Consider the following 25208-nt stretch of genomic DNA (forward strand, 5'->3'; position numbering starts at 1 on the left):
CCCCGGACCCGGGCCGAGAGGAGAGGTGAGGGCACACGAGCACCACCACAGCCGAGACCGCCGGCGGGGGCACCTTCCGCTCCCTGCGCGTGCGCAACTACCGCATCTGGTTCGCCGGGGCGCTGGTGTCCAACGTGGGCACCTGGATGCAGCGCATCGGCCAGGACTGGCTGGTGTTCAACTCCCTGTCCCACGAGGACTCCACCGCGATGGGCATCGTCACGGCCCTGCAGTTCGTGCCCCAGCTGTTCCTCGCCCCCTACGCCGGGGTGCTGGCGGACCGCCTGGACCGGCGTCGCGTGCTGTTCTGGACCCAGGGGGCTCAGGCCCTGCTGGGGCTGGGCCTGGGGCTGCTGGTGCTCTCCGGGCACGCCCAGATGTGGCACGTCTACATCTTCGCCCTGGCCCTGGGGGTGGTCACCGCCCTGGACACCCCGGTGCGCCAGACGTTCGTCTCCAACCTCGTCCCGGACCGGGACCTGCCCAACGCGGTCGCGCTGAACTCCACCTCCTTCAACGTCGCGCGCATGCTCGGTCCGGCCGTGGCCGGGGTGCTGGTGGCCGCCGTCGGGCCCGGCTGGGTGTTCCTGATCAACACGGTGACGTTCCTGGCGATGATCCTCGCGATCGCGCGCATCGACGTCGCCCGGCTGCGGCCCATGCCCCGGGTCTCCCGGGAGGACACCCGGATGCGCGAGGGCCTGGCCTACATCCGCCGCCGCCCGGACATCCTCGCGGTGATCGTGGGGGCGTTCCTGGTGGGCACCTTCGGGATGAACTCAGCGATCAACATCGCCGCGATGGCCACCAGCGAGTTCGGCTACGGGGCGGACCAGTTCGGCTTCCTCTCCTCCACGATGGCCATCGGCTCCGTGACCGGAACGCTCATGGCCGCCCGCCGGGACCGGCCTCGGCTGCGCTTCATCTTCGGCTCCGCCGGGGCCTTCGGGCTGACCTGCCTGGCGGGGGCGCTGGCCCCGAACGTCATCGTCTTCGCGGTGGTGCTGGTGCCGATGGGCCTGGCCGCGCTGACCTTCATCACCTCGGCCAACGCCTACGTGCAGGTCACCACCCGCCCCTCGATGCGCGGACGGGTGCTGAGCATCTACATGGCCGTGTTCCTCGGCGGCACGCCCATCGGGGCGCCGCTGGTGGGCCTGGTCAACGACGTCCTGGGCGCCCGCTGGGGCCTGGGCGTGGCCGTGGTGGCCGGGCTGCTGACGGCCCTGGTGGGCCTGGTCTGGTACTGGCGCTCGCAGGAGCTGCACCTGACCTTCGACCGCTCCAGGCGCGGCTTCTGGCGTGTGGAGCGCGACGAGGAGGAGCCGGAGCTGGGCCCGGCCACCCACCCGATCACCGCGGCCCTGGAGATCCAGGAACCGCGGTGACCCGGGCACATCCCGGGCGGAGTTTCAGAGGATCTGCTCGAGGATGCGATCGATGCAGGCCAGCAGCGCCTGCACATCCGCCGGCTCGATCGCGGTGAACGTCGCGATGCGCAGCTGGTTGCGTCCCAGCTTCCGGTACGGCTCCACGTCCACGACGCCGTGCGCGCGCAGGATCCCCGCGATCCTGGCGGCGTCCACGGCGTCGTCGAAGTCCACCGTGGTGATCACCGTGGAGCGGTCCTGCTCCCGGGCCACGAACGGGCGGGCCACCTCGCTGGCCTCGGCCCAGGCGTAGACCAGGTCCGAGGACTCCCGGGTGCGCGCGGCCGCCCAGGCCAGGCCACCCTGGTCGTTGATCCAGGAGATCTGCTCGGCCAGCATCACCAGTGTGGCGATCGCCGGGGTGTTGTAGGTCTGGTTCTTCCGGGAGTTGGCCACCGCGGTGCTCAGATCCAGGGAGGCCGGGGTCCAGCGCCCGGCGGCGCTGATCCGTTCGATCCGCTCGAGTGCCGCGGGGGACAGCGCGGCCACCCACAGTCCGCCGTCGGAGGCGAAGTTCTTCTGCGGGGAGAAGTAGTAGGCATCCGTGCTGGCCACCTCCGCGGCCATCCCGCCGGCGGCCGAGGTCGCGTCGATCAGCAACAGCTGGTCCGGGGTGAGGAAGTCGGGACGCCGGGTGGGGGCGGCGACTCCCGTGGAGGTCTCGTTCTGCGGCCAGGCATAGACGTCGGCCCCCTCCACCGGGCGCGGGTCCGGGCGGGTGCCGGGCTGTGCGGTGATGATCTCCGAGGCCCCCAGGTGCGGGGCGGCGTCGGTGGCGTGGGCGAACTTGGCGCCGAACTCCCCGAAGCTCAGGTGCGCGGCCCGCTCGCGGACCAGCTGGAAGGTCGCGGCGTCCCAGAAAGCGGTGGCCCCGCCGTTGCCCAGCACCACCTCGTGTCCCTCGGGCAGCTCGAACAGCTGGGTGAGTCCCTCCCGGATCTGCCCCACCAGCCGGCGCACCGGGGCCTGCCGGTGGGAGGTGCCCAGCAGGGTGCTGCCGGCGCAATCGACGGCGCGCACCTGCTCGGGGCGGACCTTGGACGGGCCCGCGCCGAAGCGTCCGTCGCGCGGGAGGATCTCGGGGGGCAGGGTCGGTTCGGCGGTCACGATGGCTCTCTTCGCTCGGGGGACGCGCCCCGAGGCCGGCCGTGGGGCCGAAGAGGGGCGACGGTGACCCTCCCCATTGTGGCCCGCCGGCCCCGGGTGCGTCCTCCCGCGGTGAAAGATGGCCGGATGCTGGACGGGGCCGAAGGGCCGACCGCTTAGGATGGACGCATCACACACACCGTCCGCCCGTCCGCAGCGCAGAAGGGACACTCGCGTCCATGTCCGACCTGATCGACACCACGGAGATGTATCTCCGCACCATCCTGGAGCTGGAGGAGGAGGGCATCACCCCGATGCGCGCGCGCATCGCCGAGCGCCTGGACCACTCCGGCCCCACCGTCTCCCAGACCGTCGCCCGGATGGAGCGCCACGGCCTGGTCCACGTGGAGAAGGACCGCTCCCTGTCGCTGACCCAGGAGGGTCGGGAGAAGGCCGTGGCCGTGATGCGCAAGCACCGGCTGGCCGAGCGGCTGCTGGCCGACGTCATCGGCCTGGACTTCGCCCACGTGCACGACGAAGCCTGCCGCTGGGAGCACGTGATGAGCGAGCGGGTGGAGCGCCGGCTCGTCGAGCTGCTGAACTCCCCCAAGTACTCCCCGTACGGCAACGCGATCCCCGGCCTGGAGGTCCTGGGGCTCAGCAGCGAGGCCAACGACCCCAAGACCGTGCCCGTGAGCATCGCCGCGCAGGACGCGGAGGAGACCGACCGGTTCACCGTGGCGCGCCTGCCGGAGACCATCCAGACCGACATCGACCTGCTGCAGCAGTTCTCCCAGGCCGGGATCCACCCCGGCGCGGTGGTGACCATCCAGCCGGTGGAGGGCGCGGTGCGGGTGCGCGCCGAGGGCCAGGATCACTCCCTGGACCTGGACGAGTCCGTGAGCACCCACCTGATCCTCAAGCGCGGAGCCTGATCCGGGACCGGTGGCCAAGCTGTACTTCCGCTACGGCGCGATGAACTCCGGCAAGTCCACCGCGCTGTTGCAGGCGGCCTTCAACTACGAGGAGCGGGGCCAGCGGGTCCTACTGGCCAAGCCCCGGGTGGACACCAAGGGGGAGGGCAGCATCGTCTCCCGGCTCGGGGTGCGGCGGGAGGTCAGCTTCCTGCTGGGCCCGCACGACGACGCCCGCGCGGTATTCGCCCACCACGCCCAGGGCCGGGACGACGGCTCGATGCTGGCCGTGGATCTGCCGCCGGTGGCGTGCCTGCTGGTGGACGAGGCGCAGTTCCTCACCCGCGCCCAGGTGGATGACCTGCTGCGCATCGCGGTGCTGGACGGGGTGCCCGTGCTGGCCTACGGCATCCGCACCGACTTCCGCACCCGCGCCTTCACCGGCTCCGCCCGGCTGCTGGAGGTCGCCCACTCCCTGGAGGAGCTGAAGACCATCTGCCGGTGCGGGCGCAAGGCCCTGTTCAACGGGCGTCGGATCGGGGAGCGGTTCGTGTTCTCCGGCCAGCAGGTGGCCATCGACGGGGCGAGCGTGTCCTACGAGTCCCTGTGCGCCGCCTGCTACCTGCGGGAGACCGGCGGGAGCCTGGGGGACTGAGCCCCGCCGCGGATCACGAAGCGGCGACGTCGGCCGATCCGTCATCGTGACCGAATCGTGATCTTCGGGGTCACCGCGTGACCCGCGACACCGTGGCGTGGGCCGTTCCGGGTCCGCGAGCCGCCCCTGTGGAGGTGAGATACCCTGCGTGAGGGAATCCACAGGTTTGTTCGCACCGGCCGCGGGGCCGCTCCCACGGCGATCGAGGACTTCTTGCGATGGTCGCGTTTCTCCTGGTCAGCACGGTTTTTCGGGGATCGCGAGCGTGGTCCGTCGTCGACGGCCCAGCCGCTCGCCGGGGCTCGCGGCGGGAACGACGGCGGCCGGTCGTGACCAAAACGTGACTTTTGGTCACGGGTGTGTGTACTCTCGTGGACGTGCCCAGCACTGGTCGAAACGGGCACCTGATGGACGGAGCGCCGAGCTCTGCCGCTGTCCATCAGTACCGAGAACGAACACTGACTTCGGCAGAGGCGGGGGACCCAATCACGGGTTCTTCCCACGCGGAAGAGCCCTCGGGGTTAAGTCGTCCATCCGGACGGCCGGGTGACTCCCATCCGAACCCGACAGCTCACCTCGCAGGCACCAGGGAGGAAGAGAACACCATGGCAAAGAGCACCGCTCGTCACCGCGCAGCCACCCAGTCCCACGCCCTGCGCAACACCGGGATCGCCGCCGCCGCCGGCGCCGTCGTCCTGGGCTCCGTGGCCCCCGCCAACGCCTACGCCGGCGCGGCCACCACCTACACCCAGCCCACCGCGTCCTCCACCCAGTACGCCGCGCAGAACACCTACACCGCGCAGAACACGGTGGACACCTCCGCCAGCACCCAGGCCACCGGCTCCCACGCCAAGATCGTGGCCGACGCCGAGGCCGGCCAGGGCGGCGCCTACGTCTGGGGCGGCAAGTCCTACAAGGCCTGGGACTGCTCCGGCTTCGTCTCCTACGTGTACAAGCAGTCCGGCATCAACCTGACCGCCTACACCCACGCGATGAAGAACGAGCTCAAGCAGACCTCCACCCCGCAGCCGGGCGACATCGTCTTCACCAACGGGTACTCCCACGTGGGCATCTACCTCGGTGATGGCAAGATGATCTCCGCGCTGAACCCGAGCCAGGGCACCCAGATCACCGCCGTCGACGGCGGCGGCATGATGCCCGTGGACGGCTACTTCACCGCCCTGTGATCGCAGCCCTTCCGGGCCGCCGCTAGATCCCGCGAGGCGCCCGACCGGCTGACGCCGCCGGGCGCCTCGCGCGCATCACCCCTCGCACCTCATCTCTTCTTCCGCGGCCATCCCTCGCCGCTGATCGAGCCGCCGCCCGCGCATCGTCGCCCGGGCCCGCGGCTCACCCTCCCTCGCTCCTCCTCCGCAGAAGGGTCCCCATGGCCTCCTCCGCCCTGCTGTCCAAGAACTCCGCCCGCGCCGCCGGCGTGCTGACCCTGTCCGGCCTGATGGTCGGCGGCATCGTCCTCGCCCAGGGCGCCGACGCCGCCCCCGAGGTCCAGAACACCGCGCAGGCCACCCCCGTGGCTTCCCTGGACGCGGTGAACACCCCGAGCCAGCATTACGTGCCGGCCAGCCTGGTCCGCCCGGCCGTGGCTCCGAAGTCCCACGAGCAGATCGCCGCCGAGCAGAAGGCCGCGGCCGAGCAGAAGGCCGCCCAGGAGACCGCCCGCCGCGAGGCCGAGGCCGCGCAGAAGAAGGCCGAGGAGCAGGCTGCGCAGCAGCGCGAAGCCGAGCAGCGCCAGGCCGACGAGCAGAAGGCTCAGGAGGAGAAGGCCGAGCAGCAGCGTCAGGAGCAGGCCCAGACCGCCCAGAAGCAGCAGGATGACGCCGCGGCCCCGGTGGTGCAGAACGCCTCCACCACCACCGCGACCGGCTCCACCCAGCGCTCCACCGGCACCTCTGCCCAGGCCCAGGCGTCCTCCGCCCCGGCTTCCTCCTCCGATGACGCCCCGGTGGCCTCCGAGGGCAGCTACAACCGCGACGCCGTCGTGAAGGCCGCCCGCGCCCAGCTGGGCCGGCACCAGGACTGCACCGCGCTGGTGACCAACTCCCTGCGCGCGGCCGGGATCAACTTCCACGGCTGGCCGAAGGACTACCTGAGCCTGGGCCACACCGTCTCGGCCTCCGAGGCCAAGCCCGGCGACATCATCTACTACGCCTCCAACGGCTTCGGCGGCTCCCACGTGGCCATCTACCTGGGCAACGGCCGCGCCATCCACGGCGGCTGGGAGGGCGGGACCACCGCCGAGTTCTCCGCCTACCTGCCCGCGGCCTCCGCTCCCGTGTTCATCCACGTGGACCGGTGAGCACCCGCCCCGCGTCCGGCACATATCCGGACGCGGGGCCCGACGCTTTCCTCCCCGGGGTCCCTCCCGCGCCCGGTGCGCGGCACGGATCCCACCCCTTCCGCCCGGGCCCGCGAGGGTCCCTGAGGCGGAGCGCGCAGCGGCTCTCGACGACCAGCGGGAGCCGCTGTCGTCGTCTTCGCCCGACGGCGGGCCCGACTACCATGAGGACCATGTCCACCCAGTTCGAACCCCCGAAGTCCCGCAGCGACCAGGAATTCCTCTACATGGCCGTCGGCATGGTGGCCGGCGCGGTGCCCGGCATCGTCATCGGGCTGCTGCTGTCCCTGAGCCTCGGCAACCCCGCCATGTGGGTCTCGATCGTCGGGGGCGTGGGCATCATCCTGGGGCTGCTGGGCTCCCGAATCCTCTACCGCCGCCGGGGCCGCTGAGCCTCGGGGCGGACCCTCCCTCCAACTCGGCCAGCTCCCGGTTCACGTTGGCTCGGGCCGCCTCCTCCCACCGCGCCCGCCCCGCGGGGGTCAGGAACACGTGGGGCCCGCCGATCAGCTCCCGCAGGATCATCGCCCGGCGGGTGCGGAACTGCCCTTCCGGCACGTGCGCGTACTCTCGGCGCACCCCCTCGACGTAGCGCCGGTAGCGCCCGAGGTCCGCGGCCAGGATCCCCAGGTCCGCGTCATGCAGCGCCGGCCACAGTGGGTCCGCCTCCGCCGAGCGGGCGTGGGCGGCCGTGGCGCGGACCAGGGCGGCCGCCCGGCGCACGGTCTCCGACGACGGCGCCCCCTCGCCCGTCGGCAGGTGCCGCGCCTCCTCCTCCAGGAGGGCGGCGCTGTCCTGCTCATCCGCTCCCGGAGCGCCCCGGTACACGGCGTCGTGGTACCAGGCGGCCAGCGCCAGCACCGTCCGATCCTTCTCCCGCTCGGGGGCCAGCGGCCCGTCGAGGCGCTCCAGGACCTCCCGCAGGTGCACCGAGTCGTGATAGGCCCGATGCTCCTCCTCCCACCGGGCCAGCAGCGCGCCGCCGTGTCCGGCCCAGGCCGGGAAGGCCCGATCCCAGGCGCGCAGCAGCCCCGCGCGGATCCGCTCCGGGCGCTCCCGGGCCGGGATACGCAGGCCGCTGGCGCGCAGGCGGCGGGTCAGCTGCGCCGCGCTGACCGGCTGAGCCCCCAGCTCGATCAGCTCCTGGCGGCGGTGGGCGGGGACGTCGTAGTGGTCCCGGTCGAAGGCCCGCGGACTGATCCCCGCGGCCGCGGCCAGTGCGTGCAGCTCGGTCAGATCCCGGTCCGAGACCAGGTGGGAGAAGACGGTGCCGTGGGCCGGCCACAACGGGGGATCGATCAGCACAGCCATGCCCACCAGTCTGGCACGCGGACCCGGAGGGGATTCCGCGGGGGAAAGGCGGGGCGGGTAGAGTGGGCATCCGCGCCCTCGTAGCTCAGGGGATAGAGCACGGCTCTCCTAAAGCCGGTGTCGGTGGTTCGAATCCACTCGGGGGCACTCTCCGCCAGCCTCTCGGCGCCCCGGTGCATCTGCGCGCCCCGGAATCCGACGCCGGATCTCCCGTTCCGCGAAGGAAGGCATCTCCGTGAGCCCAGCCAGCACCCCGCCGCGCCATCGCCGGACCCGCGGGGCCGCGGCCCCCGAGCGTGACCCGGAGACGGCGCAGGCCTGGCGGGCGCTGTGGGCCATCGTCATCGGGTTCTTCATGATCCTGGTGGACGCCACGATCGTCTCCACCGCGATGCCGGCGATCATGAGCCACCTGGACGCGGACATCAACGCCGTGGTCTGGGTGACCAGCGCCTATCTGCTGGCTTACGCGGTGCCGCTGCTGATCACCGGGCGGCTGGGGGATCGCTTCGGCCCCAAGAGGCTGTACCTGACCGGGCTCACCGTGTTCACCCTGGCCTCCCTGTGGTGCGGGTTCTCCGGGTCCATCGCCTCCCTGATCCTCGCCCGTGTCTTCCAGGGCTTGGGTGCTGCGATCATGACCCCGCAGACCATGGCCATCATCACCCGCCTGTTCCCGCCCGAGCGGCGCGGGCCTGCCCTGGGCATCTGGGGTGCGACCGCCGGCGTCGCGAATCTGGCCGGGCCCATCGCCGGCGGGCTGCTCGTGGACTCCCTGGGTTGGCAGTGGATCTTCTTCGTCAACATCCCGGTCGGGATCTTCGCGTTCTGGCGGGCCGCCCGGGCCGTGCCGTCCCTGCCCGTGCACGCGCACTCGATGGACTGGGTGGGTGTGCTGCTCAGCGCCGTCGGGATGTTCCTGCTCGTGTTCGGCATCCAGGAGGGGCACGGGTACGACTGGGGTCCGATCTGGGGGCCGGTGACGGTGCCCGAGCTGATCATCGGCGGGGCGGTGATCCTGGCGGTCTTCGTGCTGTGGCAGCGGGTGACCCCCGCCGAGCCGCTGGTGCCGCTGGGGCTGTTCCGGGACCGCAACTTCTCCGTGGGCAACGCCGTGATCACCCTCGTGGGGCTGATGATCTCCTCCTTCGCGCTGCCGCTGATGCTTTTCCTGCAGCTGGTGCGCCAGATGAGCCCGACCCAGGCCGCGCTGATGCTGGCGCCGATGGCCGTGGTCTCCGGGGTGCTGGCCCCGCTGGTCGGGCGGATCATCACCGGGCGCAACGCCCCGCTGATGGCCGTGGGCGGGCTGTTGCTCAACGGCGTCGGCCTGGTGCTGTACTGGCTGCTGATGGACCCGGACACGGCGGTGGCGCTGCTGCTGGTGCCCAGCTTCGTCATGGGGGTCGGCGGGGCGTTCATGTGGTCCCCGGTCTCCATCACCGCGACCCGGGACCTGGCTCCCGCCCGGGCCGGCGCGGGCTCCGGGGTGTTCAACACGACGCGGCAGGTCGGCTCCGTGCTGGGCTCTGCGCTGATCGCGATGATGATGCAGAACCGCCTGGCCGCGCACCTGCCGGGGGTCGGGGCGGCGTCGGGCGGTGCGGGCGCCGGTGGTGCGGGTGAGGCGGCGGCCGGTGCCGGTGGAGCGCTGCCGTCGTTCCTGCACGAGGGCTACGCCGCGGCGATGGGTCAGGCGATGCTGCTGCCGGCCGCGGCCGTGCTGGTGGGAGCGGTGCTGGCGCTGCTGTTCCGGCGCGTCTCCCCGCGCACGGCCTCCGAGGGCTGAGCCCGCGCGCCGGTGTCAGGGGGTCGGCTGCTGGCCCGGCAGCTCCCCGCGGGCGAAGGCGTCCAGCTTGGTGCGCACCAGGTGCGCCAGCATCCACGCGGCCTGGGCCAGCAGCGCCGCGGTGAGCACCCACCGGGCGATGACCAGCCCCGAGGCCAGCGCCACCGGGCCGTCGGTGGAATCGGCCAGGGCGGCGTCGATCGCGTGACCGCCGGCCAGGACCACGACGGCGAAGGCCAGGGGCACCGACCACAGCGCCCAGCGGACCGCGCGGGTGTGCACGGACTGCCCCAGCATCGCGAACCACGCCAGGGCCATGAACAGCGGCATCAGCAGACCCGAGGAGCGGTGCACCCAGCGGTAGTCCTCCCGACCCTGATCGCCCAGGGCGCTCGCGGCCGCGGCGATCTGCTCCCGGTCGAAGCCCGTGATCCGCAGCTCCGGCAGCGTCAGCCCGTAGGCGCGGCCGATGCCGGGCAGCACGAGGAAGGTCACGTAGCAGAACAGCAGCACCGCGATGGTCGTGAGCACCCCGATGATGATGCCCAGGGAGGACCCGGAGCCGGGGCGCGGGGCGAGGTCCTCGCGGCGGTAGGTGCCGGGGGCCACCGGAGTTCGGGTGCTGCTGCGGCCCGTGGGCTGGGCCGAACCGCGGGAGCGCCCCGCCGTTCCGGGGGTCCGATTCCCCTCACCGCCGGACGGGACGGCGGATGCACCGTATCTGCGCTTCTTCTGGCCTTCGGACATACCCATGCTCCCCATTATGGTGCGATGGCCGCGGTCGGCTGGCCCCGCCGCACGCCCGGACGCTTGGAGGCCCGGGGCCCGGGCACGGCGGGCGGTTTCGCGGCGGAACCCGCGTGCCGGCGTCGGGCGGGGGCGTGGATCGGCGGTTCCTTCGAAGACGTGTTCGCCTAGACTGGGAGGCGCCATGGACTTTCTGCGCGACACCTCCTTCTTCCGCCCCGACGCCTCCGCCCGGCCCGCCGAACCGGCCCCGCGAGCGGATCCGCAGGCCCTCGTGGAGGGGCTCAACGACCAGCAGCGCGAGGCCGTGGTGCATGCCGGGTCCCCGCTGCTGATCGTGGCGGGCGCCGGCTCCGGCAAGACCCGCGTGCTCACCCACCGGATCGCCTACCTGCTGGCCACCGGTCGGGCCCACGAGGGGCAGATCCTCGCGATCACCTTCACCAACAAGGCCGCCGCGGAGATGCGCGAGCGCGTCGTCGAGCTGGTGGGGGAGAAGGCACGGCGGATGACCATCTCCACCTTCCACAGCTTCTGCGTGCGGGTGCTGCGTCGGGAGGCCGCGACCCTGGGGATGAAGTCCAGCTTCTCCATCTACGACGCCGCGGACTCCCAGCGGCTGGTGGCCCTGATCGCCAAGGAGATGCAGCTGGATTCCAAGCGCTTCGCCCCCAAGGCCGTGCTCAACCGCATCTCCGCGCTGAAGAACGAGCTGGTGGACGCCGAAGCCAACGCCGCATCCGTGTCCCCTGGCGACGAGTGGAATCACACGATCGCGCGGATCTACAGCGAGTACACCCGTCGGCTGCGGGCCGCGGACGCCCTGGATTTCGACGACCTCATCTCCCAGACCGTCTTCCTGCTGCGTGCCTTCCCGCAGGTCGCGGAGTTCTACCGCCGCCGCTACCGGCACATCCTGGTGGACGAGTACCAGGACACCAACCACGCGCAGTACGCCCTGGTGCGGGAGCTGGTGGGGGCCGACGCCGCGGCGTCGTCGGGCGGGTCGTCGAACGGTGCGGTCGCAGGGAAGGCGAGCCCGTACCCGGAGGCCGCGGGCCCGGCGGAGCTGACCGTGGTGGGGGATTCGGATCAGTCCATCTACGCCTTCCGCGGGGCGGACATCCGCAACATCACGGACTTCGAGCGGGATTACCCGAACGCCCGCACCATCCTGCTGGAGCAGAACTACCGCTCCACCCAGACCATCCTCTCCGCGGCGAACGCGGTGATCGAGCGCAACCCGCAGCGTCGCCCGAAGAAGCTGTGGACGGCCTCCGGGGACGGGGAGCCGATCGTCGGCTACGTCGCGGAGAACGAGCACGCCGAGGCGCGGTTCATTGCCGAGGAGATCGACCGGCTGCGCGATGAGGAGGGCATCGCCGCCGGGGATGTGGCGGTGTTCTACCGGACCAACGCCCAGTCCCGCTCCCTGGAGGAGATCCTGATGCGGGTGGGTCTGCCGTACCGGGTGGTCGGCGGGACCCGCTTCTACGAGCGCAAGGAGATCAAGGACGCCCTGGCGTACCTGCGCGCCCTGCTCAACCCGGACGACGACATCACGGTGCGCCGCATCCTCAACGAGCCCAAGCGCGGCATCGGCGCCCGCTCGGAGGGGGCCATCGCCAATCTGGCGCAGCAGGAGCGGATCTCGTTCTTCGCCGCGGCCCGCCGGGCCGAGGAGGCCCCGGGGCTGGGTTCGGCCGGGGCGAAGAAGATCCTGGCGTTCGTGTCCATGATGGATGATCTGGCGCAGATCGCGGCCACCGAGTCCCCGGCCACCTGCCTGGAGGCGGTGCTGGAGCAGAGCGGGTACCTGGAGGCGCTGCGCACCTCGGAGGACCCGCAGGACGAGTCCCGGGTGGAGAACCTCAACGAGCTGGTGGCCGTGGTCCGGGAGTTCCAGGCGGAGGATCCCGACGCCGGGCTGGCCGAGTTCCTGGAGCACGTGGCCCTGGTGGCCGACGCCGACCAGATCCCCAACCGCCCCCGCGCGCAGGCCGCCGACGAGGACGGGGAGGGCGGGGTCTCCGCGGCCCAGGTGGCCCGCGAGGTGGCCGAGGCCCGCGAGCAGGGTGTGGTCACGCTGATGACCCTGCACACCGCGAAGGGCCTGGAGTTTCCGGTGGTGTTCCTCACCGGGATGGAGCACGGGCTGTTCCCCCACCAGCGGGCCCTGACCGATGAGGCGGAGATGTCCGAGGAGCGGCGCCTGGCCTACGTGGGGCTGACCCGGGCGATGCGCCGGCTGTACCTGACGCGCGCGGAGTCCCGCTCCATGTGGGGCCAGTCCCAGTTCAACCCGCCCTCGCCGTTCCTGGAGGAGATCCCGGAGGAGCTCGTGGAGTGGAAGCGGCTGGGCTCGATGCGCGCCGGCTGGGGCTCCCCGGTGCACGGGGCCGGCGGGTTCGGTTCGGGGTTCGGGTCTGGTGGATTCGGTGGGCGCTCGCGGGGCGGCTCGTGGGCGGAGTCCTCGTCTTGGGGCGGGCGCGGGTCCGGCCCGACGTCGTCGTCTTCCGCCCGGCGTCGACCCGCCCCGGCCAGCGCTGATGCCGGGTTCTCCGGGGACATCGACGGCTCCCCGGCCCTGGGCTCCCGCGCCACGAAGGCCTCCCGGGTGCAGCAGGGTAAGGAGATCCCGACGCTGCGCGTGGGTCAGTCCGTGCAGCACAAGACTTTCGGCCGCGGGAAGGTGATCGCCCTGGAGGGCTCCGGAGACAAGACGGTCGCGAAGGTGCGCTTCGGCGCGGAGGAGAAGCGGCTGCTGCTGCGCTACGCGCCCATCGAACCCCTGGACTAGCCCCGGGCATCGTCCCGGGGTCCGTGCTCCCCCCCCTGATCCTCACCGACCCGGCGCATTCGTTCCCATAGACGCCGATCTTGGGAACGGATGCGCCGTCTCGCGTGGGTGGGGTGGGGCGTTTGGGAACGGACGCGCCGCCTCACCTGCGGGGAGGAGGCGTTTGGGTACGGGAGCGCCGGGTCGCGAGCGGGCGGAGGGGGAGGGGCCCCACCCCCAGGTTAGGGGCGTCACGGTCGGGTGGGATAGGCTCACTGTGGGGAGCCCCGTGACGCCCGCCGCATCCGTGCGGGCCCGGCGCGAGAGCTCCACGACAGATCAAGCCGGGCGCCCGGTTCCGCGGTTCCCGGCACGACTTCGAGGAAGAAGGACACAGACCCGTGGACCTGTTCGAATACCAGGCGCGCGACCTCTTCGAGAAGCACGGGGTGCCCGTGCTGCAGGGGATCGTCGCCGAGACTCCCGAAGAAGCTCAGGCCGCCGCCGAGAAGATCGGCGGCGTCACCGTCGTCAAGGCCCAGGTCAAGGTGGGCGGACGCGGCAAGGCCGGCGGCGTGAAGGTCGCCAAGACCCCGGAGGAGGCCCGCGAGTACGCCTCCCAGATCCTGGGGATGGACATCAAGGGCCACACCGTCAAGCGCGTGATGATCGCCCAGGGCGCGGACATCGCCGAGGAGTACTACTTCTCCGTGCTGCTGGACCGGGCCAACCGCACCTACCTGGCCATGTGCTCCGTGGAGGGCGGCATGGAGATCGAGCAGCTGGCCGCCGAGCGCCCCGAGGCGCTGGCCCGCGTCGAGGTGGACCCGGCCGCAGGCCTCACCCAGGAGAAGGCCCTGGAGATCGTGTCCACCGCCGGGTTCCCGGAGGAGCTGCGCGAGAAGGTCGCCGCCGTCATCGTGAAGCTCGGTGAGGTCTACGCCGCCGAGGACGCGACCCTGGTGGAGGTCAACCCGCTGGTGAAGACCGGCGACGGTCAGATCCTGGCCCTGGACGGCAAGGTCTCCCTGGATGACAACGCCGAGTTCCGCCACGAGGACCACGCTGCTCTGGAGGACAAGGCCGCCGCGGATCCGCTGGAGGCCAAGGCCAAGGAGAACGACCTCAACTACGTCAAGCTGGACGGGGAGGTCGGCATCATCGGCAACGGCGCCGGGCTGGTCATGTCCACCCTGGACGTCGTCGCCTACGCCGGGGAGAACCACGGCGATGTGAAGCCGGCGAACTTCCTGGACATCGGCGGCGGCGCCTCCGCGGAGGTCATGGCCAACGGCCTGGACGTGATCCTGAACGACGCCCAGGTGAAGTCCGTGTTCGTGAACGTGTTCGGCGGGATCACCGCGTGCGACGCCGTCGCCAACGGCATCGTGAAGGCCCTGGAGATCCTGGGCGATCAGGCGACCAAGCCGCTGGTGGTGCGCCTGGACGGGAACAACGTGGAGGAGGGCCGCCGCATCCTGGATGAGGCGAACCACCCGCTGGTCACCCAGGCCAAGACCATGGACGAGGGCGCCGACAAGGCCGCCGAGCTGGCCCACCAGGCCTGAGCACTCGCCGAAGCACTTCCAGGTAACGAGAAGGAAAACATGTCTATCTTCGTGAACAAGGACTCCAAGGTCATCGTTCAGGGCATCACCGGCGGCGAGGGCACCAAGCACACCGCGCGGATGCTGGCGGCCGGCACACAGGTGGTCGGCGGCGTGAACGCCCGCAAGGCCGGGACCACGGTGTCCCACAAGACCAAGGACGGCGCCGACGTCGAGCTGCCCGTGTTCGGCACCGTCAAGGAGGCGGTGGCCGAGACCGGGGCGGACGTCTCGATCGTGTTCGTGCCGCCGGCCTTCACCAAGGACGCCGTGATCGAGGCGATCGACGCCGAGGTCCCGCTGGTCGTGGTGATCACCGAGGGCATCCCCGTGCAGGATTCCGCGGAGTTCTGGGCGCACGCCAAGGCCAACGCCGGGGCGGACGGGAAGCCGAAGACCCGCATCATCGGGCCGAACTGCCCCGGGATCATCACCCCGGAGGAGTGCCTGGTGGGCATCACCCCGGCGAACATCACGGGCAAGGGGAAGATCGGGCTGGTCTCCAAGTCCGGCACCCTGACCTACCAGATGATGTTCGAGCTGCGGGACATCGGGTTCACCACCGCGATCGGCATCGGCGGGGACCCGGTCATCGGGACCACGCACATCGACGCCCTGGAGGCCTTCGAGGCGGACCCGGAGACCGAGGCGATCGTGATGATCGGCGAGATCGGCGGGGACGCGGAGGAGCGCGCCGCGGAGTACATCAAGGAGCACGTGACCAAGCCGGTGGTCGGCTACGTCGCGGGCTTCACCGCCCCGGAGGGCAAGACCATGGGCCACGCTGGCGCCATCGTGTCCGGTTCCTCCGGCACCGCGGAAGCCAAGAAGGAGGCCCTGGAGGCCGCGGGCGTGAAGGTCGGCAAGACCCCGTCCCAGGCCGCCGAGCTGATGCGGGAGATCTTCGCCGGCAAGTAGGCGAGAGCCTCCCTCCAGCACGACGACGCCGAGCCGTCATCCGCGTGGGTTCTCAGCCCGTCTGAGACCACGTGGATGACGGCTCGGCGTTCTCCGTGCCCGTGGATCGCGCCGAACCGTCGCTGGCGTGCGTTCTGGGAGCCCGACAAGCCACGTAGATGACGGTTTGGGTGGTGGAAAGCGGAAGGCCCCGCACCGCGGGATGCGATGCGGGGCCTTCCGCTGAAAGAGATGCCAGTCAGCAGACCGGAGGGTGACTATACTGGCCGGACGTCCCCATATTGGAGACTGCAACGCACCGACCACCAGGGTAGATGGTAGAGGTGCTGTTGATCGTCCCGCTCTCCGCGCATTCCCTGCGCGTGGAGGAACCGTTGAGCGTAAAGCGTGTCTCCGGGTAGCAGGTCTGGGATCCGCTCTTACTGAGGTAGATCAGAGGTGTGCGGCCCGTCCCGTTGGTGGCAACGGGCATTCGCTGTGGAACCTTCCAAGATAGAGAACCCGATGCAGGCTTAACCTGCTGACCGGACGAGCGCATATTCACTGTAACGGTGGTCTTGGGAGCGATTTCAGAGTCAGTCGTTCACTTGACACCGATCTCACAGTTCATAGTATTCTGCAGATCACTCGCTGGCGCATCCCGATTAAAGGTTACGGTCATGGTGAATGCAGTAGCTGAAGTCCCGCTTGAGGGCGAGATGGTAGTGCTGGCGAGACCCCCACTGGTCTGGCCGGACGTGGGGTACATCTGAGGAACCTCCATTGTCTGTCCACCAGAGAGGGTGAATGCGAAGGTGAATACCGTGCCCTTGGGGATGCACCCACCCGGGGCATCTGATCCAAAGGTGAAGTAAACGTCATGCTGAGCCGCGAGGGGCCGATAACCGTCTCCGGTGAAGATCTTGCAGACACTGGCATGTGCTTGGTCCTGGCTGGCGGCCATGGCCGGGACGGCGGAGGCGGCGGCCACGACGGGCACGGACCAGGCGGCGCCCTTGGCGAGCTGGCGGCGAGAGACAGAGGTGGTCTCGTATTCCCCCAAAGGAAACGAGTAGATCATCATGGGTCACGGGTGTGGCTGCCGCCGCGGCACCCGGCGAGGACGACGGGCGCCGTCATGCGGGCACTGCAGGGCCCAGGATAGCAAGGGATCCGCTACCCACCAACGGTCGTCCCGAACAGCAGGCCCAGCAGATACGTGGCCAACGCCGCACCGTAGCCGATCCCCAGCTGCCGCAGACCCCGCTTCGCCGGGGACGCCCCGGACAGCAGACCCACCACGCCACCCGTACCCAGCAGGGCCACCCCCACCAGGACCAGGGACAACACCATCGCCCACACCCCCGTCATCCCCAGCAGGTACGGCAGGATCGGGATCACCGCACCCGAGGCGAAGAAGCAGAAGCTCGACGCCGCCGCACCCAGATCCGTGCCCAACACCACATTCTCCGCGGACTCCTCCTCCGCGTCATCCCGATGGGACAGGGACGGATCGCAGTCGCAGTCGAAGTGTCCGAACCGCTCCAGCGCCCGATGCCTGGCCGCCTCCTCGGACATCCCCCGAGCCCGATAGATCAGCTCCAGCTCGTTCTCGTCGATGTCCAGATCATCCGCCACCCGCAGCGTCACCTGCGTCGGACGGGAAGCATCCAGCAGCTCCCGCTGAGACCGCACCGACACGAACTCCCCGGCCCCCATGGACAGGCCCCCCGCCAGCAGCCCCGCTAACCCGGAGAACAGCACCATCTGCGAGCTCGCCCCCGACGCGCCGATCCCCATGATCAGCGAGACATTCGAGACCAGGCCGTCATTGGCACCGAACACCGCCGCCCGGAAGTTCCCGGACAGCTTCTCCCTCCCATTCGTGGCCAGCGCCCGGATGATCTCCTCATGGACCGCCTCATCCGCGGCCATCGCATCCGTGGCATCCGGGTCCTCCGCATACGGGGAACGCCCCTCCGCCCGCTGCGCCAGCGCCAGCACGAACACCGAGCCGAAGCGCCGGGCCAGGAACTGCAGGAACGCCGAACCCACCGACGGACGCGGCATCGGCTCGGCATGCTCACCGAGCATCTGCACCCAGTGCTCCCGATGCCGGCCCTCCGCCTCGGCCACCTGCTCCAGGATCTCCGCCTCCCGGCCCGTGGCGTGCCGGGCCAGGCCGCGGTACAGGTTCGCCTCCGCGATCTCATCCGCCAGATACCGCCGCCACCGCCGGATCTGCGCCTTCGACGGCTCGCCCACCGCGTGATGCGCGTACCTCGCCGGATCGGCAGGGTCCGCGGGGTCGCCGACAGGATGGGGGAGCGGCGTCGGCTCCTGCGCGGAGTGGGGGAGGGGCTGCTGGGAATCGGTGCGGTCCATGGCGGTCTCGCCTTCCGGGCCGGGCGACGACCCCGGACGACGGCGCACACGCACCGGACGGCGGGGGAGGACACGGCCCTGAACGAGGCCCGGGCACACCCCGCGGGGGTGCGGCACGGGCCGGGATCGGTCAGTGGGACGAAGGTCTCGCTCGCCCGCACCCCGCGCGCACGGCACGAGGTGACGGGTGGGGCACCGGGACCTGAACACCGGATCCAGTGTGTCGACGCACCGCCACCGCCGCGGACACCGCGGCGGATGGGAACTACTCCCCTTCGTCGATGAGCCAGTCTAACGGCTCACCCCGCCCGGCGCACCAGCGTCCGATGCAGCACCGGGCAGGCCACCGCAGAACCCACCACCAGCAGCCCCGCGCAGAACAGGCCCGTGGCCAGCCACCCGCCGGCCGCATAGAAGAACCCGCCGACCCAGCCCACCAGCGCGGAACCCGCATAGTAGAAGACGTTGTACAGGGCCGTGCCCTGGGCCTTCGCCACACCGGCCTCCAGACCGGCCCACCCCGAGGCCACCGAATGCGCCGCGAAGAACCCCATGGTCAGCAGCACCAGCCCCACCACGATCAGCCACAGCGGCCGCGTCAGCGTCAGCCCGATCCCCACCAGCATCACCGCCACGCACGCGCCCACCACGTGCAGCCGTCCGAAGCGGGCGCTGAACCGCGCGGCCGTCGTCGAAGCGAACGTCCCGGACAGGTACGCCAGGAACAGCAGGGCGATCACGCTCGGAGACAGCAGATACGGCGGGGCCTCCAGGGTGAAGCCCACGTAGTTGTACACCGTGACGAACGCGCCCATCAGGATGAACGCCAGCAGGAACAGGCTCAGCATCGCCGGATTGCGCAGCTGCAGCCCGATCCGATGGGCCGTCTCCCGCAGCGCCCCCTTCGGCGGCACCGCCACGAACCGGCGGGCCCGGGGCACCAGCACGATGAACGCGACCGCGGCGACCCCCGCCAGCGCGGACACCGTCATGACCGCGACCCGCCAGCTGCCCGTCACCTCCGCCATCGGCCCCGAGATCAGCCGGCCGGCCAACCCGCCCAGTGAGGTCCCCGCCACGTACAGACCCGTCGCGGCCCCGGCGTGCAGCGCGTGCGTCTCCTCGCTGATGTAGGACACCGCCAAGGCCGCCATCCCCGCCAGGGCCGCGCCCTGCGCCAGGCGCAGCACCAGCACCGACCCGAAATGCGGGATCCACGGGATCACCAGCCCCAGCACCGTCGCCGAGACCACCGCGATCTCCATCGCGCGCACCTTGCCCCACCGATCCGCCAGGTACGTCCACGGCAGGGCGAACAGGGCCAGCCCCAAGGTGCCCGCCGAGACCATCAGCGCCGCCGACGCCGCATCCACCCCCAAGTCCCGGGCGATCGACGGCAGCACCGCCTGCGGCGAATACAGCTGCGCGAAGGTGGCGAGCCCCGCGCAGAACATCGCGATCAGCATCCGCGTGAACTCCGGGGAACCCCGACGGTGCCCCTCCGGTCGCGGGACGGGTCCGGTCAGCGGGGCGGAGCTCACCCGATCATCTCCTGAGGTCTGTCTCGGCTCTCTGCTCACCCTCAGCGTAGACCGCCCCCGAACCCCACCGGAAGCTGTACGGATCCGAGCAGTCCCGCCCGTGGCGCAGCCCATCCACCAGGGTCCGGGCCGCCGCCTCCGGCTCCAGGCGCCCCTGGCGCCAATGCGGCTGGGACTCGTCCGGGGCCGTCCACCCCGTGCGCTGCAGATGCGCGTCGTCGATCGGCCACACGATCGCCGGCAGGAACCGCTCCGAGACCAGTGTCACCTCCACCCCCGCAGGTCCCGTGAAGGCCTGCGCGAACGGCGCCTCGTCCAGGTTGTTGCCCGTCTCGTACTCCACCGTCAGGAAGTGGTTCCACGGCAGATCCCGCACCGCCTGGGCGATCTCCCCGACCAGCTCCTCCCACGCCGCCTCGGCGTCCGCTTCGGAGGTCTCACCCGGCTCCGCGCGCAGATGCCCGACGACGCCGATGCCCCGATCCGTCCAGCTGCTCACACTCCACGCCGCACGCCCTCCCGAGGGGGAGACCACCGGGGTGGGCTGCGTCCACGGCCCCACCCAGTGCTCCTCGTACCGGGGATCCGCCTGAGCCGGATCGCTGGAGTTGATCAGCTCCCGCCCGTGCGCGATCGCCTGAGACCAGGAGCCGAACTGGTGGCGCACCGTCGCCAGATTCGGCCGCGGCACCCGCGAGCGGGAGCCGCTGGCCGCCCATCGCCCATACAGCAGCGCGTGCGGAATCCGATCCGTGCGGATGCAGAACGTGAAGAAATCCGCCATCGCGCTGCGGAAGCGCGCCTCCGTGTAATCCGGGATCAGGTCCGTGCCGTCCGCGGCGTAGCGCTCCTCCGGGGACATGCCCACCGCCAGCAGCGCCCGCGTCCAGGAGCCCTCACCGATGCGCTCGCGGATCAGCGCATCCGAGACCGGCCAGCGGCCGTCCTTCGCCGCGGACAGCTCCCGCAGATACTCCGGGATGTCCCGCAGGAACCCCCGGTACTCCTCCTGGGTGAGGGTGGTGCGCGGATACTCGGCGAGGAAGCGGTTGCTGGCCGCCAGCCGAGACAGGATGTGCGCCGCGGCCTCATCGGAGATCCCGTGCAGGTTCATGAACGCGGACATCTCCTGGAAGATCGCCCGCTCCAGCAGGGTCACGGCGTACTCCGGGTCCTCCCCGAGGTCGAACAGATCATTGACCGCCAGCAGCAGGGAACAGGAGATCACCACCCCGCCCAGCGGATCCTCCCGCCGCAGCTCGCTGCGCCAGCTCATCTCCGCCAGCGCCCGATCCAGCAGCTCATGATCCATCTCCGGGTGCACCGTGAGCATTCGGGAGCGGGCCTCCCGGCGGGTCCACTCGACGTCGTTCAGACGCTCCAGCAGCGGGCCGTAGCGGGCGCGGAACTCGCGGTACACGGCGTCGTCATGCTCCACAGTGCAGGCCTTTCGGTGATGCGCGAGACCGCCCCGCGTCGGTGTCTCGAGCGTATGCTCGCCGATGCTGGGCGGCCAAGGGATGGGGCGGATGTTACCGCCGGGGTCAGGATGCGGTCGGAGGGGGGCTCAGACCCCCTGCGCGGGATCGTTGCCCAGACGCCCGTCCTCGCGGGTCAGGCCGTTGATGGCCTGCACATCCTCGTCGTCCAGGCGCACGTCCAGGGCGCCGTAGTTCTCCGTGATCCGCTCCGGGGTCACGGACTTGGGGATCACGATGTTGCCCAGGGCCAGGTGCCAGGCGATCACGACCTGCCCGGCGGTGGCCCCGTGCTTCTCGGCGATGTCGGTGATGACCTTCTCCTTCAGGACCTCGCCGCCCTGGCCCAGCGGGGACCAGGCCTCGGTGCGGATGCCCAGCTCCTCGTCGACCGCGCGCATCTTCTCCTGGTTGAAGTGCGGGTGCAGCTCGATCTGGTGCACGGCCGGGGCCACCCCGGTCTCCCGCACGATCTCGCGCAGCTGCTCCTCCGGGAAGTTGGACACGCCGATGGAGCGGACCTTGCCCTGCTTCTGCAGCTCGATCAGCGCCTTCCAGGACTCCAGGTAGGTGCCCTGCTGCGGCTGGGCCCAGTGGATCAGGTACAGGTCCACCGGCTTGCCCAGATCCAGGCGCTTGGCGGAGGCCTCGTAGGCCTGCAGGGCCTTGTCGTAGCCCTGGTCGTCATTCCACAGCTTGGTGGTCACCCACACGTCCTGCGCATCCACGTCCGAGGCCTTCAGGCCGCGGCCCACGCCCTCCTCGTTGCCGTAGATCTTCGCGGTGTCGATGTGGCGGAACCCGGCCTCCAGGGCCAGCTGGACCGCCTTCTCCGCGGTCTCGTCCTCGACCTGCCACACGCCGTAACCCAGCTGGGGGATGGCGTTGCCGTCGTTCAGGGAGATGAGAGGTGCTTCCGTCATGGGGATTCCCTGCCTTTCGAACCGTTGACGTCGTACCCCTCCAGCATGCCCCCGGCCCCGGGGCGCACGGTACCCGCGGGTCCCGGATTCAGCCCTCGGCTAGGCTTTCCCGTGTGCCCCGCCTCATGATGGACCTCACGCCCCTGCGCCAGCACCCGGATTTCCGGCGGCTGTGGCTGGGCACCGCCTTCTCCGTGCTGGGCTTCCAGGTCTCCGCGATGGCCGTGTCCCTGCAGATCTTCCGCATCACCGGCTCCACCTTCGCCGTGGGCGCTGTGGGCCTGGTCTCCGTGCTCCCGCTGATCTTCGGCGGGCTGTGGGGCGGGGTCCTGGCCGACACCCGGGACCGACGCCGCGTGGCCCTGGCCGCGTCGCTGGGCCTGTGGGTGCTCACCGGGCTCATCGCCGCGCAGGCGTTCCTGCGCCTGGACAGCATCGCCGTGCTCTACGGGCTGATCGCCCTGCAGTCCCTGCTGCACCCCATCAACCAGGCCGCGCGCGGGGCCATCATCCCCAACATCGTCGGGCTGAAGAGGCTGCCGGCGGCCAACGCCCTGAACATGTCCGCCAGCACCGTCGCCCTGACCCTGGGCCCCATGCTCGGCGGCTTCCTGGTCGCCGCCGTCGGCTACGGCTGGACGTACCTGGTGGACGTGGGCACCTTCACCGTGGGGCTGTGGGCCCTGTACCGGCTGCCCCCGCAGGTCCCGCAGCAGGCGGAGGGGGAGGAGCAGCCCACCCGGGGCCTGTCCTCCGTGGTGGAGGGGCTGCGCTTCGTGCGCAGCTCACCCGTGGTCGCGATGACCTTCATGCTGGACCTGTGCGCCATGATCACCCTGTTCCCGCAGGCCCTGTTCCCCGCGATGGCGCTGGTGGTGGTCGGCGGCAGCGAGGCCGTGGCCGGGCTGCTGTCCGGGACCATGACGCTGGGCGCCTTCCTGGGCACCGTGCTGTCCGGGCGGGCCGTGCGGGTGCGGGCTCAGGGCCGGGCCCTGACCTGGACCTACGCGGGCTGGACCGCGGGGATGCTGTGGGCGGGCCTGGCCATGTGGTGGGTCCAGGCCGGGACCGAACGGGGCTCCGCGGCCGCCTGGACCGGGCTGATCCTGGCCCTGATCGGCCTGATGGTCGCCGGGGCCGTGGACTCCGTGGGCAGCATCTACCGCTCTACGATCCTGCAGGTGGCCGCCCCGGACACCATGCGCGGGCGCCTGCAGGGTCTGTTCATCGTCACCGTCAACGGCGGGCCGCGGCTGGGCTCCGGCGTGATGGGCGCGGCCGGCCAGTGGGCCGGTCCCGGCCTGGCCCTGGTGGGTGGGGCGGTGGCCTGCGGCCTCGGGGTGGCCGGGCTGAGCAGGCGCTTCCCCCAGCTGCTGGCCTACCGCGCCCCGGACCCGGCGCTGACCGCCGCCCTGCCCGCCGTCGAGCCGCTGCCGCCCGTCCGGCACGACACCACCGAGATCCCCCAAGTGCCCCCGGCCGACCCGGACCCGGGGGCCGAGCCCGGGCCGACGCGCCCGGAGTAGTGCCTGCGCTGCGCACGACGGCGGCCCCGCCGCGCTGCCACACGGCGACGGCCCCGCCGCGCGGGGCGCGACGGGGCCGTCGATGGGGCGTCGGGTCGGGCCGACGGGCGGTGAGGCTCAGGCGTCCTCGGTGATCAGCTCCGCGGCGCGCTCGCCGATCATGAAGCAGGTGATGTTCGGGTTCACCGCAGTGATCTCCGGCATCACGGAGGCGTCCGCGACCCGCAGGCCGGACACTCCCTTGACCCGCAGCCGGGCATCCAGCGGGGAGTCGACGTCGTCATCCGCGCCCATGCGCACCGTGCCCACCGGGTGGTACACGGTGTTGTGGGTCTTCGCGACGTACTCGGCGATCTCCTCATCCGTCTGCACGTCCTCGCCCGGGAACAGTTCGCGGCCCTTCCACTCGGCCAGGGCCGGCTGGGAGGCGATCTCGCGGGCCTTGCGGATGCCCGCGACCATGATCGCCATGTCGTAGCCCTCATCGTCGGTGAAGTACTTCGGATCGAACTTCGGCTTGTCCCGGAAGTCCAGGGAGCGCAGGCGCACCGTGCCGCGGGAGCGGGCGTGCGGGACGTTCGGGGTCAGGCAGAACACGTTATCCGCCGTCGGGTACCCCTGGCGCAGGGTGTGCATGTCGAAGTTCACCGAGCCGTAGTGCATCATGAAGTTCGGCCGACCCGGGAACTCATCCTCGAAGGGCACGTCCAGCTCCGTGAAGATCCCGAGCTCCCACCACTGGGTGGAATCCTGGACCATCGGCTTCTTCGCCTCCCACTGGATCACCGCCTCCGGGTGATCCTGCAGGTGGGAGCCGACGCCGGGGGAATCCACCAGCACGTCCACGCCCACCTCGCGCAGGTGCTCGGCCGGGCCGATCCCGGAGAGCATCAGCAGCTTCGGGGAGTCGATCGCCCCCGCCGAGAGCACGACCTCCCTGCGCGCCCGGATGGTCTTGGCCACCGCGAACGCGTTGTCCACCACCTCCACGCCCACGGCGCGCTTGTCCTCATCGAACAGGACCCGCTTGACCTGGGTGTCCGTGATCAGGTGGAAGTTCTCCCGGTCCCGGATCGGGTGGATGTAGGACACCGACGAGGAGGCGCGGGTGCCGTCGGCCTGCCGGTTGATCTGGAAGAAGCTCGCCCCGTTGGTCACGGTCTTCCCGGAGTTGAACCGTCCCCGGGGGATGCCGGCCTGCTCGCAGGCGTCCAGCACCGCGACCCCGCACGGATCCGAAGCCGGGACGTTCATCAGGTGCACCGGACCGGAATCGCCGTGGTGCTCCCCACCCTCGGTGCCGGCGTCCTCATTGGTCTCCAGCTGGCGGAACAGGCGGAAACCGGTCTCCGCGTTCCAGCCGGTCGCGCCGAAGCGGCGCTCCCAGTCATCCAGATCCTCGGCCGGGGCCCAGAAGGCGATACAGGAGTTGTGCGAGGAGCACCCGCCCATGACCTTCGCCCGGGCCATGCGCATGAAGGAGTTGCCGTGCTCCTGCTCCTCCACCGGGTAGTCCCAGTCGTAGCCGGACTCCAGCAGCTCCATCCAGCGGTTCAGCTGCAGGACCTCGTCGATCCCGGCGTCATCCGGGCCCGCCTCGATCAGCGCGACCTGCGCCTGCGGGTTCTTCTCCGACAGCCGGGCCGCCGCGGCCGCGCCGGACGAACCTCCGCCGACGATGATGTAGTCGAAAACCTGCTCTTCAGCCATGGATCCTCCTGTGGTTGGGGGGGTCGGTGGGGGAGCCGCTCGGTGCGCTCGCCGCCTCTCTGATCTCGATGCCG

Annotated in this window: 20 protein-coding genes, 1 tRNA gene and 1 riboswitch; of the genes, 12 read left to right on the forward strand and 9 right to left on the reverse strand. The window is 70.9% G+C overall.

Annotation, left to right across the window (positions count from 1 at the left end):
* Positions 1-89 precede the first annotated feature (89 nt).
* On the forward strand, positions 90-1388 hold the full coding sequence (locus AC0VXQ_RS02315) for an MFS transporter (protein ID WP_064724910.1): 1299 nt from the start codon (positions 90-92) through the stop codon (positions 1386-1388).
* Between the two features lie 24 nt (positions 1389-1412).
* Here the strand turns inward: AC0VXQ_RS02315 and serC are convergent, their stop codons facing one another.
* Entirely contained in the window at positions 1413-2537 is a 1125-nt protein-coding gene (serC, locus tag AC0VXQ_RS02320; RefSeq protein ID WP_279752046.1) for a phosphoserine transaminase, read from the reverse strand.
* 218 nt (positions 2538-2755) lie between these two features.
* Here serC and AC0VXQ_RS02325 point away from each other — a divergent pair, with 218 nt between their 5' ends.
* The 5 genes from AC0VXQ_RS02325 (at position 2756) to AC0VXQ_RS02345 (ending at position 6833) form a co-directional block, all read left to right on the forward strand.
* On the forward strand, positions 2756-3451 hold the full coding sequence (locus tag AC0VXQ_RS02325) for an iron-dependent transcriptional repressor DtxR (RefSeq protein ID WP_055684261.1): 696 nt from the start codon (positions 2756-2758) through the stop codon (positions 3449-3451).
* Positions 3452-3461: 10 nt separating this feature from the next.
* Positions 3462-4085 carry a thymidine kinase gene (locus AC0VXQ_RS02330; protein WP_055684262.1) on the forward strand — a complete coding sequence of 208 codons (624 nt, stop codon included), beginning with the start codon at positions 3462-3464 and terminating at the stop codon, positions 4083-4085.
* A gap of 446 nt (positions 4086-4531) precedes the next feature.
* Positions 4532-4683: riboswitch (cyclic di-AMP (ydaO/yuaA leader) on the forward strand.
* A gap of 7 nt (positions 4684-4690) precedes the next feature.
* The gene (locus AC0VXQ_RS02335) at positions 4691-5272 is read left to right on the forward strand and encodes a C40 family peptidase (protein WP_061225813.1); all 582 of its coding nucleotides are present in this window, start codon (positions 4691-4693) and stop codon (positions 5270-5272) included.
* A 200-nt stretch (positions 5273-5472) separates the two neighbouring features.
* Entirely contained in the window at positions 5473-6402 is a 930-nt protein-coding gene (locus AC0VXQ_RS02340) for a C40 family peptidase (protein WP_231377047.1), read from the forward strand.
* Between the two features lie 212 nt (positions 6403-6614).
* Positions 6615-6833, forward strand: coding sequence for a hypothetical protein (locus AC0VXQ_RS02345; protein WP_055684265.1), 219 nt, complete (start codon positions 6615-6617; stop codon positions 6831-6833).
* On the opposite strand, the gene AC0VXQ_RS02350 is transcribed toward AC0VXQ_RS02345, so the two are convergent.
* A complete protein-coding gene (locus AC0VXQ_RS02350; RefSeq protein ID WP_196825928.1) occupies positions 6781-7752 on the reverse strand; it encodes a DUF4031 domain-containing protein in 972 nt (323 codons plus the stop codon). The genes AC0VXQ_RS02345 and AC0VXQ_RS02350 overlap by 53 nt on opposite strands.
* Positions 7753-7826: 74 nt before the next feature.
* On the opposite strand from AC0VXQ_RS02350, the gene AC0VXQ_RS02355 reads away from it, so the two are divergent.
* Positions 7827-7899, forward strand: a tRNA-Arg gene (locus AC0VXQ_RS02355).
* An 88-nt stretch (positions 7900-7987) separates the two neighbouring features.
* Entirely contained in the window at positions 7988-9541 is a 1554-nt protein-coding gene (locus AC0VXQ_RS02360) for a DHA2 family efflux MFS transporter permease subunit (protein WP_475528987.1), read from the forward strand.
* A gap of 15 nt (positions 9542-9556) precedes the next feature.
* On the opposite strand, the gene AC0VXQ_RS02365 is transcribed toward AC0VXQ_RS02360, so the two are convergent.
* Entirely contained in the window at positions 9557-10150 is a 594-nt protein-coding gene (locus tag AC0VXQ_RS02365; protein ID WP_475528990.1) for a hypothetical protein, read from the reverse strand.
* A gap of 322 nt (positions 10151-10472) precedes the next feature.
* Here AC0VXQ_RS02365 and AC0VXQ_RS02370 point away from each other — a divergent pair, with 322 nt between their 5' ends.
* From AC0VXQ_RS02370 to sucD, 3 genes are all read left to right on the forward strand, one after another.
* A complete protein-coding gene (locus AC0VXQ_RS02370; RefSeq protein WP_279752044.1) occupies positions 10473-13088 on the forward strand; it encodes a UvrD-helicase domain-containing protein in 2616 nt (871 codons plus the stop codon).
* Between the two features lie 380 nt (positions 13089-13468).
* Entirely contained in the window at positions 13469-14635 is a 1167-nt protein-coding gene (sucC, locus tag AC0VXQ_RS02375; protein ID WP_058731405.1) for an ADP-forming succinate--CoA ligase subunit beta, read from the forward strand.
* A gap of 39 nt (positions 14636-14674) precedes the next feature.
* Positions 14675-15592, forward strand: coding sequence for a succinate--CoA ligase subunit alpha (gene sucD, locus AC0VXQ_RS02380; protein ID WP_055684271.1), 918 nt, complete (start codon positions 14675-14677; stop codon positions 15590-15592).
* Positions 15593-16175: 583 nt separating this feature from the next.
* On the opposite strand, the gene AC0VXQ_RS02385 is transcribed toward sucD, so the two are convergent.
* From AC0VXQ_RS02385 to AC0VXQ_RS02405, 5 genes are all read right to left on the reverse strand, one after another.
* A complete protein-coding gene (locus tag AC0VXQ_RS02385) occupies positions 16176-16655 on the reverse strand; it encodes a hypothetical protein (protein WP_133143341.1) in 480 nt (159 codons plus the stop codon).
* 92 nt (positions 16656-16747) lie between these two features.
* The gene (locus AC0VXQ_RS02390) at positions 16748-17956 is read right to left on the reverse strand and encodes a VIT1/CCC1 transporter family protein (protein WP_081046054.1); all 1209 of its coding nucleotides are present in this window, start codon (positions 17954-17956) and stop codon (positions 16748-16750) included.
* 299 nt (positions 17957-18255) lie between these two features.
* Entirely contained in the window at positions 18256-19497 is a 1242-nt protein-coding gene (locus AC0VXQ_RS02395; RefSeq protein ID WP_242650362.1) for an MFS transporter, read from the reverse strand.
* A 4-nt stretch (positions 19498-19501) separates the two neighbouring features.
* The gene (locus AC0VXQ_RS02400; RefSeq protein WP_055684273.1) at positions 19502-20935 is read right to left on the reverse strand and encodes a TY-Chap domain-containing protein; all 1434 of its coding nucleotides are present in this window, start codon (positions 20933-20935) and stop codon (positions 19502-19504) included.
* A 129-nt stretch (positions 20936-21064) separates the two neighbouring features.
* On the reverse strand, positions 21065-21898 hold the full coding sequence (locus tag AC0VXQ_RS02405; protein WP_279752042.1) for an aldo/keto reductase: 834 nt from the start codon (positions 21896-21898) through the stop codon (positions 21065-21067).
* A 113-nt stretch (positions 21899-22011) separates the two neighbouring features.
* Between AC0VXQ_RS02405 and AC0VXQ_RS02410 the strand changes: the two genes are divergently transcribed.
* Positions 22012-23424, forward strand: a complete 1413-nt coding sequence (locus AC0VXQ_RS02410; RefSeq protein ID WP_279752040.1) for an MFS transporter — start codon at positions 22012-22014, stop codon at positions 23422-23424.
* Positions 23425-23541: 117 nt separating this feature from the next.
* Here AC0VXQ_RS02410 and AC0VXQ_RS02415 read toward each other — a convergent pair whose 3' ends face one another.
* Positions 23542-25134: a GMC family oxidoreductase gene (locus AC0VXQ_RS02415; protein ID WP_058731406.1), complete on the reverse strand. Its 1593-nt coding sequence runs from the start codon at positions 25132-25134 to the stop codon at positions 23542-23544.
* Between the last annotated feature and the right edge of the window lie 74 nt (positions 25135-25208).

It is taken from the genome of Rothia sp. QJM3NY_36, from assembly GCF_056173115.1.